General features: G+C 38.6%; 12 protein-coding genes. 9 read left to right on the top strand and 3 right to left on the bottom strand.

From position 1 onward, the window contains the following. Window positions 1-77: 77 nt before the first annotated feature. Complete coding sequence (locus R3X26_RS11045) at window positions 78-845, bottom strand: DeoR/GlpR family DNA-binding transcription regulator (RefSeq protein WP_317717413.1); 768 nt, start codon at window positions 843-845, stop codon at window positions 78-80. A 12-nt stretch (window positions 846-857) separates the two neighbouring features. Then, the gene (locus tag R3X26_RS11040; RefSeq protein ID WP_317717370.1) at window positions 858-1,565 is read right to left on the bottom strand and encodes a glycerophosphodiester phosphodiesterase family protein; all 708 of its coding nucleotides are present in this window, start codon (window positions 1,563-1,565) and stop codon (window positions 858-860) included. Between the two features lie 254 nt (window positions 1,566-1,819). Between R3X26_RS11040 and R3X26_RS11035 the strand changes: the two genes are divergently transcribed. The 5 genes from R3X26_RS11035 (at window position 1,820) to R3X26_RS11015 (ending at window position 6,814) form a co-directional block, all read left to right on the top strand. Continuing rightward, entirely contained in the window at window positions 1,820-2,836 is a 1,017-nt protein-coding gene (locus R3X26_RS11035; protein ID WP_317717369.1) for a C4-dicarboxylate TRAP transporter substrate-binding protein, read from the top strand. An 83-nt stretch (window positions 2,837-2,919) separates the two neighbouring features. After that, window positions 2,920-3,387, top strand: coding sequence for a TRAP transporter small permease (locus tag R3X26_RS11030; protein ID WP_317717368.1), 468 nt, complete (start codon window positions 2,920-2,922; stop codon window positions 3,385-3,387). Between the two features lie 9 nt (window positions 3,388-3,396). Then, on the top strand, window positions 3,397-4,680 hold the full coding sequence (locus R3X26_RS11025) for a TRAP transporter large permease (RefSeq protein ID WP_317717367.1): 1,284 nt from the start codon (window positions 3,397-3,399) through the stop codon (window positions 4,678-4,680). Window positions 4,681-4,698: 18 nt separating this feature from the next. Further along, window positions 4,699-5,502 carry an HAD-IIB family hydrolase gene (locus tag R3X26_RS11020; RefSeq protein ID WP_317717366.1) on the top strand — a complete coding sequence of 268 codons (804 nt, stop codon included), beginning with the start codon at window positions 4,699-4,701 and terminating at the stop codon, window positions 5,500-5,502. 40 nt (window positions 5,503-5,542) lie between these two features. Continuing rightward, on the top strand, window positions 5,543-6,814 hold the full coding sequence (locus R3X26_RS11015) for a hypothetical protein (RefSeq protein WP_317717365.1): 1,272 nt from the start codon (window positions 5,543-5,545) through the stop codon (window positions 6,812-6,814). A 223-nt stretch (window positions 6,815-7,037) separates the two neighbouring features. On the opposite strand, the gene rraA is transcribed toward R3X26_RS11015, so the two are convergent. Then, window positions 7,038-7,517 carry a ribonuclease E activity regulator RraA gene (rraA, locus tag R3X26_RS11010; RefSeq protein WP_317717364.1) on the bottom strand — a complete coding sequence of 160 codons (480 nt, stop codon included), beginning with the start codon at window positions 7,515-7,517 and terminating at the stop codon, window positions 7,038-7,040. A 321-nt stretch (window positions 7,518-7,838) separates the two neighbouring features. Here rraA and glmS point away from each other — a divergent pair, with 321 nt between their 5' ends. Genes glmS through R3X26_RS10990 form a run of 4 tightly spaced genes read left to right on the top strand, consistent with a single transcriptional unit; the run spans window position 7,839 to window position 12,395 of the window. Beyond that, window positions 7,839-8,252, top strand: a complete 414-nt coding sequence (glmS, locus tag R3X26_RS11005) for a methylaspartate mutase subunit S (RefSeq protein WP_317717363.1) — start codon at window positions 7,839-7,841, stop codon at window positions 8,250-8,252. Beyond that, window positions 8,249-9,613 carry a hypothetical protein gene (locus R3X26_RS11000; protein WP_317717362.1) on the top strand — a complete coding sequence of 455 codons (1,365 nt, stop codon included), beginning with the start codon at window positions 8,249-8,251 and terminating at the stop codon, window positions 9,611-9,613. The genes glmS and R3X26_RS11000 overlap by 4 nt, the downstream gene beginning before the upstream one ends. Further along, complete coding sequence (locus tag R3X26_RS10995) at window positions 9,610-10,833, top strand: glutamate mutase L (RefSeq protein WP_317717361.1); 1,224 nt, start codon at window positions 9,610-9,612, stop codon at window positions 10,831-10,833. Before R3X26_RS11000 ends, R3X26_RS10995 begins: the two co-directional genes overlap by 4 nt. After that, the gene (locus R3X26_RS10990) at window positions 10,824-12,395 is read left to right on the top strand and encodes an AMP-binding protein (protein WP_317717360.1); all 1,572 of its coding nucleotides are present in this window, start codon (window positions 10,824-10,826) and stop codon (window positions 12,393-12,395) included. Before R3X26_RS10995 ends, R3X26_RS10990 begins: the two co-directional genes overlap by 10 nt. Window positions 12,396-12,503: the final 108 nt, after the last annotated feature.

Raw genomic sequence — 12,503 nt, 5'->3', positions numbered from 1 at the left:
GGGTATTAGTTATCTAGGATATTAATCAGTGAGAATACTAGCCAGTTAAGCCACTAGTCGATTCAAATATCCGTCAATTAAATATTAACTTCTCTCTCATAGTCGTTGGCGTGTACAGAATAGACAGACAGCTCGGCAGGCAACCCGACCTTATTGGTATAAATTCGCGAAAAACTCGTTAAATCGGCAACTTTGACAGAAGCAAAGCGCCCCCATTTACTGGCATCGGCTAATAACCAACTCTGACGTGAATTAGCCAAGATGGCCTTAGTAATGTCCGCTTCTTGTGGTTCATGTTCCATGGCGAAAAAATCCGGTGTGATCGAACCACAGCCAACAATACCAATATCGGCCTCAAAATCACCAAAGAATTTCAAGACACTATGTCCCACCACATCTTGATGTTCACAGCGCATTAAACCCCCACACAAATAGACTTCTACATTAGGGTTTTTCTCAAAAATTCGAGCAACTTGTAAATTATTGGTGATCACGCGCAATGCTTTAACATTGATCAAAAACTCAGCAACATAGGTTACCGAAGTACCGATACCCATAATAATCGTAGAGCCTTCCGGTATTTGTTGCGCGACTTGTCGAGCAATGGCTGCTTTTATATCCGACTCAACCTCTCGTCGAAATTGATAAGTAGTGTTAGTCAAATTGGCCGGTAAACTTAATCCACCATGAACCCTTCGAGCCAATCCTTGCTCGCACAACACATTAACATCCCGACGGATAGTTTGCGTCGTTACTGAAAACATCACCGACAACTCATCTATTTGAACGTCATTGTGCTGTTTTAAATAACTAAGAATTTCCGCTTGTCTATCGGTCAGCTCCATATTCATTTACTCCTACGAAAACAGCAGCGGATTATCAGTGATAATATTCGTCACCTTCATTTGGGTAAAATCATCAACTTTATTTGGCTCATTTAGTGTCCAAATATTAAGGGTATAACCTTTATCAGTAATAGATTTGGCCATTTCACTGGTTAACACTTCTTGATTGACATGAATACTAAACAAGCCAAGATGTTCTAATTCTGGCAAATAATCGCTAGACTTTTGCTCGGTAATATAACCTCTGCGTATTTCAGGCATATGAAGCATGCAAGCTTCTACCGCTTTTATGCAAAAACTCGAAAGCAATAATTTTTCAATAGGAAAACCGGATGAATGAATGACAGAAGCGACATTTTTAACTAGAGGAAAAGCTTGTTCATCATGATGCACTTTTATCTCAAGATTAATCGATAAATCTTCGTTCAAACAAGTTTGCAACGCCTCTTCCAGTGAAGGAATAGATTCTGCAACAAACTCTTCTCCAAACCAACTGCCTGCATCTAACGTTTTAATTTCATCGTATGTATGGGCTGCTAATTTACCGGTCCCATTAGTACAACGCTGTAAGGTTTCATCATGAAATACAACCGGAACACCATCTGCGGTTAACTGAGTATCTATTTCTACCCAATGAATACCTACTTCGGACGCTTTCTTCATTCCAGCGAGTGTATTTTCTGGAGCCAGTGCCGCGGCACCACGATGACCAACAATCATTTACCTTCTCCGAATGTTCATATGAATTTGTTAACGACGAATCGCACTGTTACAAATTCATTGGCTAAATTCAACTTCAAAACACAGAATAAGTAACATATCGCAACATTTTGATAACAAGATCACAATGTTCATATGAATATCAATAAGACGATATGAATTTTCATATGAATATTATATGTTACGAACCCTAACAAAGACAAAACAAACGTGAACAAGAGTAACACCTTACTTAACTACTGAGGGTAACAACGATGAAAAAGCTACTACTGGGAACAGTATTAACAGCAGCCACACTATTTGGATATGGATTAGCTGGAAGTGAAACTGCCATGGCTGCTTCGCAGAAGCCAGTGAACATTAATATGAGCTTAGTGTTTACGCAAAATGAATTGCTGACACAAGAACTCATTAAAGTAACTGACAAAATTCGCACCCGTACTGATGGCGGAGTCAACATTAAAGTTTTCCCTGGTGGCCAGTTACCAGTCTATAAAGATAACCTAGAGCAAGTGGTTAATGGCGCGGATTGGATAGCAGTAGAAGATTTAAGTTACCTCGGTGATTTCGTACCTGATTTTGCTGCATTAGCAGGTCCTGGTCTATACAACTCTTATGATGAGTATCTGGCCATGATGAAAACTGATTTTGTTGCTGACCTAACGGCTCAAGTTGAGAAAAAAGGCATCAAAATTCTAACTGCTGACTATATGTTTGGCTTCCGCCATATGATCACTAATAAAGAGATCAAAAATTCAGCTGACATGAAAGGCATGCGTATTCGCGTACCGGGTAGCCAACTATTTATTAGCACACTAAGCGCAATGGGTGCATCACCAGCCTCTCTACCTTTCCCTGAAACTTATGCTGGTGTTCAACAAGGCGTGGTTGATGGTTTAGAAGGTTCAATCTTAACCATGTACTCGACCAAAATTTATGAAGTAGCCAAAAACATGTCTTTCACTAAGCACTTCTTGGGCACTGTTGGTTTATACATCTCACCTAAAGTATGGGACAAATTAACTGACGAACAACAAGCTATCGTAATGGAAGAGTTAGAAGCAGGTGCCGTTTCAAATACTAATGAGCTGGTTAAATTGGACGCTGAATATATGCAGAAACTGAAAGACTTAGGCGTTACTTTCAATGAAGTTGACAATGCAGAGTTCGGTAGACTAACTGCTGAAGTCTATAACCAATTCCCAACTTGGAGCAAAGATGTACATGCGACAATTAATGGTGAATTAGAGAAAATCCGCGCAAATAAATAATTAATTAAACGAAGCTGGCGTCTTATTTACTCCCCAAATAAGACGCCATTTATTATTCGTTTGCTTAACGATCTGGAGTAAAAATGCGTTTTATAACTAATTTTGAAGAGATTTTCGCTTCAATAGCCATTTCAATCACCGTATTGATGGTAATCATTAACGTTTTCCTGCGCTATGGCTTAGGTTTTGTCATACCGTGGAGTGAAGAGTTATCGGTTATCTGTTTTATCTGGGCTGTGTATTTCGGAATTAGCTCATGTTACAAGCACAGGCTGCACATGGGGGTTGACGTTATCTTGGCAATTCTACCTGACAGCGCCAAGAAAGCCTTTCGTCTAATGATTTCAACGTTTTTATTAATACTCAATGTGATCCTTGCTTACCTTAGTTATGACTACACCATGTTATCAACCAAAGTAACACCAGTAATGGGGATGTCTTACTTTACGATTAATAGCGTACTTGTGGTCTGCTTTTCTTTGATGGCAATTCATACGCTCAAGTTTATTAAAGATGATTTGACCAATTACTCATCATCACATACGCACTAGGTGGTCTAAGTGGATATTTATTTACCAATCATTTTACTTTTTGTCCTGTTCTTGCTGAATATACCTATCGCGTTCTCGTTAATTGCGTCTTCTTTGGTGTACTTTCTTTTTATCAACACATCTATTCCTGTTAGTTTGGTCATGCAACGATTCATTTCGTCTGCATCATCATTTCCATTATTAGCCATTCCATTTTTTATTATGGTCGGTTCGGTAATGAATTATGCCGGTATCAGCCGAAGTCTATTAGCTTTTGCTGATTCACTGATTGGCCATAAAGTGGGTGGCTTAGCGCACGTAAACGTACTACTGAGTACCTTGATGGGTGGGATCTCAGGCTCAGCGAATGCTGATGCAGCAATGCAATCTAAAATCTTGGCCCCTGAAATGACCAAGCGTGGCTACGATCTCCCTTTTACTGCTGCCGTTACTGCTGCGTCTTCAAGTATTGCACCGGTTATTCCACCAGGTATTAACCTGATTATTTTCGCTTTACTGGCCAATGTTTCAGTCCATTCCATGTTTATCGCAGGTTACGTCCCTGCTCTAATGATGGCTGGTTCACTGATTTTTACTATCGCCATTATTTCAAAGAAAAGAAACTACAAGCCTTCTCGTTCGCAACCTGCGTCGGCTAAGGAACGTTTCAGTTTCTTTTCCAAAGCTGTCCCTGCATTATTGATTCCATTTGGCATTATTCTTGGTATGCGATTTGGTTTATTCACCCCAACAGAAGCGGGGGCAATTGCTGTTTTACTCTGCGTAATTATTGGCGCGGCCATTTACCGAGAGCTAAAACCTAAACATATTCCTGTGATCCTTAAAGAAACCATTCAAGGCACAAGTAGTGTCATGTTTATTATCATTGGTGCCATGGTGTTTGGCTATTACATGACATTAGAGCAAATACCACAAAATGTGGCTTCAGCTCTAATTCAACTTACCGATAATAAATTGATACTGTTACTACTGATAAATTTACTGTTACTTGTTGTTGGTATGTTTATCGAAGGTGGCGCGGCAATGATTATTTTAACGCCTTTATTGCTGCCTGCAGTGCTCAATCTTGGAGTCAATCCAGTCCATTTTGGTATCATCGTTATCGTTAATATTATGATTGGAGGCGTAACACCACCATTTGGATCGATGATGTTTACAGTATGTTCCATTCTTAAAGTTCGAGTGGTTGATTTTGTCCGTGAAATTACACCATTACTCATCGCATTATTAACGGTACTCATGATTCTCACTTACTCAGAAAGTTTAGTGATGTTTTTGCCTAACTTACTGTAATTAAATGAGGAATAGACTATGCATTTGGTACCTAATCAACTGGATAAAAATTGGCAAGACATTGGCTGGGTGCTAACCGATGTCGACGATACACTCACGTGGGAAGGTAAACTTCCCCCGGAAACGTTAATCGCTTTGGGTCATTTACAATCGGCAGGCATTAAAGTAATCGCGGTTACTGGTGCTTGCGCCGGTTGGTGCGACCATATCGCCCAACTTTGGCCTGTGGATGCCGTGATCGGAGAAAATGGTGCATTTATCCTAGAAAAAAAACAAGGCCAATTGACTCTACAAGCCGATGTAGATCGACAGCAATTGAAGCAACAACAAGCACGGCTTAAAGCCCAAGTGCTGGATATTTTACAAGATTACCCACAGTTAAATTTAACCTTAGATCAATCTTACCGATTGTGCGAAGTGTCAATTGATATTGGCCAAAACTGCCCACAAGTTGACCGTTCCATCGTTGAAGATATTTTAAATAAAGTTAAAAAACTAGGTGCCAATGCAACGGCAAGTTCAATTCATATCAATGCTTGGTATGGTGAGCACTCCAAAAAAATTACGTCACTTCGCTTCTTACAGCAGAAAGGGCTCAGCGAATCAGAAATATTGACACAATGTTGCTATGTGGGTGATTCACTCAACGATCAACAGATGTTCTCCACCCTTCCAAACAGTGTAGGAGTAGCAAACATACGTCACTATTGGAATCAATTGGTCGCCCACCCTTCGATTCTAATGACAGAACCGGGTGGTTACGGTTTTGCTCAATTTACTAAACAACTTTTACAGCTAAAAAACACCATTAAAACCGCGTAACAATGATTTACACAGCAACAATTTTTTAGGTATTTACTACGTGAAGATCGATCTTGAAGTCCTTGATACCTCGATGGAAATAAGGACAACTGTCAATAAAAATAAGGTTTCAATTCTAGAAATGTACATGTTTTTACCCAATGACATGGGCATTCGTGAGCGTGATATTAACGCAAACATATTATTGGATTTAAAAGCATCGCGTTATCATTACTCGATCTCTAAAGCCAAATTTCCGCTACTCAAACAGACCAAAACACGTTCTGACAGTACAATAGATTTCCCTATCTTTCTAAAAACATTTAAATTAAAACTATCACGACTGCTTCAAGAAGTGAGAAAAAACAAAACCGATTTATCAGACTATTTAAAAGTCGCACGCTCACTACTAAGTGATTTACGTAATACCCCCACAACAGAGGAAACCGTAAAAGACTTTAAAAGTGCCGATGAAATTTGTGCCTATTATGCCGAACAAATCACTTTGGCTTATTGTCATTCGGTTAAAAAAGGCAACCAAAACACTGCCATTTACGATGAATTAATTAAATTTGCCTGTGCAGAACGGGAATACAGACGAGAGCACTACGGTTTGCGTTCAAAAGAAGCGCAGTATATTCGTAGAAAAGAAAACTACTTTTGTAAATCGATCAATATCAACCAAAAAAACAACACGCTAGGCTTAGTTAGACAACAAATTGCTTTTAGTATAAGCGCTTTTTTATCCATGCTCTTAACCACTTTAGTGGTGTTTTACGTCCAATTAGGTTACGGAACGCTGTCGTTAGCGTTATTAATGACCATCTGTTTTAGCTATATATTTAAGGATAGATTTAAAGAACTATTTAGAACTTATATCGCCAAAAAACTAAGCAAAGGTAAATATCGGATAAAAACGATTCTTTATGACATTCATGATAAAGCGGTTGGCCAATGCTACGATTTAGCGGAATTTAAAGCCCCTGATGAAGAGATAATTGCTGTCAGAGGTAAAGGAAAATATACCAAAAAAGAAGCAGGAGAAGCGGTAATATATTATAAAAAGAAATATGAAATGAATGACAAGTTTATGAATGGTTTCACTCAAGTTAGAGACACCATGGACATCAATTTGCATTCGTTATTAGGCTTACTGCCCGACACGACCTTAAGACACACCAGTTATGAGCAGGGAAAACTGATTAAAAATAAATTCTCAATGCTGCATGATATAAATCTTATTTTTCGCCTCAATAATAATAAAATTGAACGCTACAGAATCAAAGTAACTCATTCAAATATTGCTAAATTAGAGCCAGTAAACTGGTCGTAATACGGATTATTAACAGATATAGGATTATCGTAAGATATTGAGTATGGCTAGAAAGTGAATATGACTAGAGAATGATTATTGTTAAGTAGGTGATCATTGCCTATAGGTAACGCGTGGTTATCCTTAAAAATTAAATAAGGATAACCAAATCGCAGTGAAATAACGTTTTTCTATAAGTAGCATCTGTTGTATCAAAATGTATTTACTTACATAAATCAGACAATTACACTATTTTTTCAGCGGTAACAATAACACCATCGGTATCAGCATAAAGATAATCACCACTTTTCACTTCGATACCGGCAAAAGATAATGACACATCTCTTTGGCCTTGAGTTACTGGGATCGATTTTCTCGGGCAAGTACCCAACGCATACAGTACCACTGGAATATCTTTAATTTGAAACGTATCACGAATATAACCATTAACAATAATACCGGCATAATTATTATTGTGTGCAAACTTCATTAAGTTCTCACCTACCACGGCGAAATAATCTTGGTCAACGTCTACCACCACCACTTTACCTGAACCGTCTTCGTCTCTCAGCAAAGTAATAAGGTCGGCGTTATTTTTATCCAACTTAATCGTCACTACTTCGCCTTGGCATTTATCTGAGCCGCCAAAATTTTGAAACCCTGCGCCGAGAACAGTTACTTTTTCTGGGTACTCATCACAGATATCTGCGGTAAAAAATTCCATACATCATCCTTGTTTTCTATTTGTTTTAGGCTTTATAACTGATTTCTCATTCTAGCACTCCAATTAGCGCTTTTTACATCTTTTTTTGTTGTGGTATGCTGCAAGAAACGAGATAAAAAAGATGTCTGGACGCCTAAATTTCAGTAATCTAATCTATGATGAAGTTAACAGTGACGGACAGCTAAACACAGCAATATTAAAAATAAACAGACACACGCGAAAAACAACAATAATAGATGGCGTACTCGCCGTTCGAGTAAACCAACTACCATTTAGACAGACAAAAAACCCTAAATAGGGATATTAGGTAAATATAATTATATGAAAGTAGTGACTGGAGTAGTTGGCAACGATATCCACGTTGTAGCCAATAGGCTCATCGAACTCTCCCTCGATGCCAGAGGGTATGAAGTTTTTAACTTGGGTGTGAACACACACTTAGAAGAATTTTTTGACGCGGTAGTGGAAACCGGTGCCGAAGTACTACTTATCTCTTCACTCAACGGTGAAGCAGAAGGTTGGAGCCGTGAAGTTAGAGCTCTCAAGTCGCAATATAAAGGACTGGATGAAGTAATAATGATGATAGGCGGCAATTTAGTGGTAGGTAGCGGTGATGCAGACGAAATCGTTAAAAAATATAAAAAATATGGTTTTGACATCGTTTGTCATCAAGTCGATTTAAATACAGGCCTCGACCTTTTAGATGAATTAATACAAGAGAGAGGTCTTGCATGAGCCTACTTCAAGAAGAACGAGAAATAATTCTTAGTAACGAATATGTTGATACTTTTGATTTTGATGAAGTAAAAGAATTTGTAACTAACGCCAGTAAAGAACTGTTCATTTCTCATCATTTTAATAAAAAAGACAAGATGTTGGTGCAACCTCGTGGCGGCTTCCCTACTTATAAAAAGCAATTCGCCTTAAACGAATTTTTTGTTAACGCTAACGTTGACGTATTACCGCTCACCATCGACTCGAATACCCGCTTAAACGACTATGGTACGGCGAAGAAAATGCTACGCCTTAGTGAAGAGAACGATGTGGATATGTTAAACGGTTATCCATTGGTTAATCATGGCTACCGAACCACGCGTAAAATGATCACCCATTTCAATAAGCCAGTTAGCTTGCGACATGGTACACCAGATGCACGTTTACTTATCGAAACCGCTATCGCCTCGGGCATTTTTGAAATAGAAGGTGGCCCTATTACTTATCTACTTCCTTACTCTAAAAATTTCCCATTAGATAAGGCATTCATGTATTGGAAGTACGTTGAGCGAGTGTGTGCCAATTATTCCCAGTTGAACGAACCTATTAACCGCGAGTCATTTGGTCCACTTACCGCAACACTGGTTCCACCTTCAATCACTATTGTTATCCAGCTACTTGAAATGCTGCTTTCATTAGAAGAAGGCGTTAAGTCGTTCTCGGTATCATTTTCTCAACAAGGTTCAATGAATCAAGATATCGTTACCGGAGCGGTAATTAAAAAATTAGCCAAACATTATGCCAATGCGATAGGTTGTGGTGATGCAAGTATCCATCTTGTTTACCATCAATGGATGGGAGCCTTCCCGACCAACAAAAGCTATGCAGAACAATTGATTAATATGTCGACCGTTATCGCCTCTATGGTTGGCGCAGACAAAATCATCACTAAAACACGCGAAGAAGCCGCAGGTATTCCAACCAAAGAAGCAAATGCTAAAACAGTCGCGGATACTCAGTACACACTGCGTATTCTTAATGGCTTACCCAGTATTGTTGATGAACAAGAAGAAGAAATTTTAACCGCTGAAGTGATGGCTATTATGGAAGCGGTATTCAATGACCCAGCTGACACACTTTGGCGCAAAGTGTTTAATTGCATTAAGTGCGGTATTATTGATGTGCCATTCTCACCTCATATCATTAACCACAACAAGATGATTACGATTCGTGATGCCAATAAAAATATCCGCATAATTGACCGAGGCGGCGTGCCTATTCCTGATCGCTGTTTTGAATTTGAGCGGTCACAATGTGATCTCAATAAGGACACAACGAGCATCGTTAACGACATAATTCACGATATAGGTATTATGCAATGAGCCAGAATATAACAGAGCCATCAACTAAAAAACCCTTGTTCATCGACATCGGAAGTACCTATTTTAAAGTGTCCGATTTAGAGCATATTGAACAACATTTCAGAGACTTTAATAAAGATATTCTGGATGATTTAATGCACAAATGCGGTTCAAAAGTTAGCCAATATAAAAAGGAAGACATTCATATTTGTTCTTCTGCTAATGGCGGATTAAGCACTTTAATCATCGGTGCCACCAAATCGTTCTCTCTAAAATACGCGACCAATATTGCCTTCAATTCCGGTATTAATATTATCGATACTATCCTATACCAAAATATTGCCGAATATTCGATACCAAGTGATTTGGTCGATGTGGTTATTGTGGTAGGTGGGATTGATAGCAACAGTAAAATGTTTGGCCAGCCGCTACTTAACTACTTAAATCAATTAAACTATTCGAATATTGTTTATGTAGGTAATAAGCCAGATGGAGACTCGTTAGCCCAAGAAATCACTAACCTAGTTAGCTTGCCTAACATTATTGATGGTCGCTTACACATTGTTGAAGATCCGCTTAAAGAGTATCTCACTAATCTGTATCAACTTGATATAGAAGGTAAAGAAGATATAAAAAGTCTTTATGCCATAACCTCTAACCAGATTTTCTCAACGCCCTATGTCGTCAATCAAGCATTACCTTATGTGGATGCCAGTTACTCCGTGGTCGACCCGTTTATTTTACTTGATATTGGTGGTGCAACGACCGATATTCATTACTCCAAAGATCTGGTGTTTGATGGCAATATCGTGACGGAAAATGAATATGATCGTTTGGTATTCAAAAAGCTCGGCGTATATAAATCGAAGCAGTCGTTAATTTTTGCCGCAAAGAATAATGAATTCGTCTACGAATTATTAATGCATTTAAAAGTCACCGAAAACATCTTTGAAGAACAAAGTGAAAAAGCGACAAAAATCTTAATGCAATTATCAATCTTCTTAGTCTTGTGCAAAATATCACACTACCGCAAAGCGTATATTAATCTAAAGTTATTGGCCATTAACTCGATTGTTATTACTGGCGGAATAACAAAGGTACTCTCGAAAGAGGAAGTGGAAGACATCGTCGCTTTCTTTTATAAAAAAATCATGACGTCTGATCATAATCCCGTCACTATCCTCGACAACAACTATGATATTTGGACGCTAGGGGCAAAAGGAAAATTAGAATGTCAATAAACTGTATTCGAAGTCTACTAGAAAATGCTGTTGATACACACGCAGACAAAACTGCAATTGTATTAGACGAAGACAAACTAACCTACGCCGATTTATTTAAAAAAGTCAATCAAGTGGCTTTATATATCAAAGAGTTAGGCTTACCTAAAAATACACGTATTGGTATCTATTCAAACAAACGTATTGAACAAATGGTGGCCGACCTAGCGGTACTTTCAACCGATTGTATTCTGGTTCCTATGAGCAAAATGCTTAAGCCGGATCAGATAAAGTACATCATCAAAGATTGTGATATCAAATGCATCATTACCGATAATTTAAAACTTGAGAATATTGAAGAGATCGATTTTGATGGGCATATTATTTCTTATGATACCGCAAGCAAAGATATCGCCTCATTTGAAGAGATTTATAAATACTATAACAAACCTTATGAATGTGACATAAGTGGCCATGATTCCGCATTAATCACCTACTCTTTTGGTTTATCCGGTACCCCTAAAGGCATCGTGATTTCTCACCGAAACTTGATTGATTCGGCACGAGTGGTCTCTCAGTACCTGAAACTGGACACAGATGATGTTATTTCTGGTGTGTTGTTTTTCAACCTCGATTACGGTCTCAATCAACTATTTTGTACTCTATATAAAAAAGCAACATTAGCGATGCATCGCTTTATTCTTCCAGAAGATTTCTTCAATCATCTAATCGACGATAAAGTAACAGTACTGCCAGTAATGCCTGTTTATATTACACAAATGTTCGATCAAGAAACGTCACGTATTCCAAGTGCTGAACTGTTTGATCGCGTTAAAACCATTACCTCTTCTGGAGGAAATGTAACCGCTAGAATGATAGACGATTGTAAACGAACCTTTCGCAAGGCAGATTTTTACTCGATGCATGGTTTAACAGAAGCTTTTCGTTCTACCTATTTAGACCCGTCCCAAGTTCAAATACGGCCAAACTCTATAGGAAAAGCGATACCGGATGTGGAACTTTATGTCATAAATGAAGACGGCAAAGAATGTGCGCCACGAGAAGTGGGTGAACTTATCCATCGCGGTGGCTACATTTATAAAGGCTACTGGAATGCGCCTGAAGAAACCGCTGAGCGTTTTAAGTCGGTCTCTATTTTAAAAGATGTTATCGACTTAGAAGGTCAACTGGTAGACGAAACGGTTGTGGCAACTGGAGATTATGTCTACAAAGATGAAGAGGGATATTTTTACTTCGTCTCACGTAATGACGACATGATTAAAACACGCGGTTACCGTGTGTCACCTTATGAAGTGGAATCTGTTGTTGAAAAAGCCTTCCCTAGCATCGAACGTTGCGCAGTGTTTGGTCTGGAAAATGAACTGATCGAAGAAGAGATAGTTTTAGTTTATACCTCGGCTACGCCTATTAGTGAAACTGAGATACTATTCGAGCTAAACAAACACCTAGCCTCATATATGATCCCTAGTAAAGTGGTACACAAAAAATTTATGCCGCTTTTGCAGAATGATAAAAATCAAGTCAATAAAGAAATGCTCAAGCAAGAGCTTTCCTCTATTTAACTGAGTGCGGCCTATTACTCAATAGGTCGCGTTTTTATACCTAAGCTAAAATGACTATTCATAGGTGAGCCACGCCGGGTCACTTTCTAGCCTTCAAATAAAATTGAT

It is taken from the genome of Vibrio sp. TH_r3 (assembly GCF_033101115.1).
Taxonomy (GTDB): domain Bacteria; phylum Pseudomonadota; class Gammaproteobacteria; order Enterobacterales; family Vibrionaceae; genus Vibrio.
Note: the sequence above shows the minus strand (reverse complement) of the source record. Positions and strands in the feature narration are given on the sequence as shown.

Coding starts and splice junctions, on each gene's coding strand:
- R3X26_RS11045 (WP_317717413.1), bottom strand. CDS start 845: ATGGAGCTGACCGATAGACAAGCGGAAATTCTTAGTTATTTAAAACAG.
- R3X26_RS11040 (WP_317717370.1), bottom strand. CDS start 1,565: ATGATTGTTGGTCATCGTGGTGCCGCGGCACTGGCTCCAGAAAATACA.
- R3X26_RS11035 (WP_317717369.1), top strand. CDS start 1,820: ATGAAAAAGCTACTACTGGGAACAGTATTAACAGCAGCCACACTATTT.
- R3X26_RS11030 (WP_317717368.1), top strand. CDS start 2,920: ATGCGTTTTATAACTAATTTTGAAGAGATTTTCGCTTCAATAGCCATT.
- R3X26_RS11020 (WP_317717366.1), top strand. CDS start 4,699: ATGCATTTGGTACCTAATCAACTGGATAAAAATTGGCAAGACATTGGC.
- rraA (WP_317717364.1), bottom strand. CDS start 7,517: ATGGAATTTTTTACCGCAGATATCTGTGATGAGTACCCAGAAAAAGTA.
- glmS (WP_317717363.1), top strand. CDS start 7,839: ATGAAAGTAGTGACTGGAGTAGTTGGCAACGATATCCACGTTGTAGCC.
- R3X26_RS11000 (WP_317717362.1), top strand. CDS start 8,249: ATGAGCCTACTTCAAGAAGAACGAGAAATAATTCTTAGTAACGAATAT.
- R3X26_RS10995 (WP_317717361.1), top strand. CDS start 9,610: ATGAGCCAGAATATAACAGAGCCATCAACTAAAAAACCCTTGTTCATC.
- R3X26_RS10990 (WP_317717360.1), top strand. CDS start 10,824: ATGTCAATAAACTGTATTCGAAGTCTACTAGAAAATGCTGTTGATACA.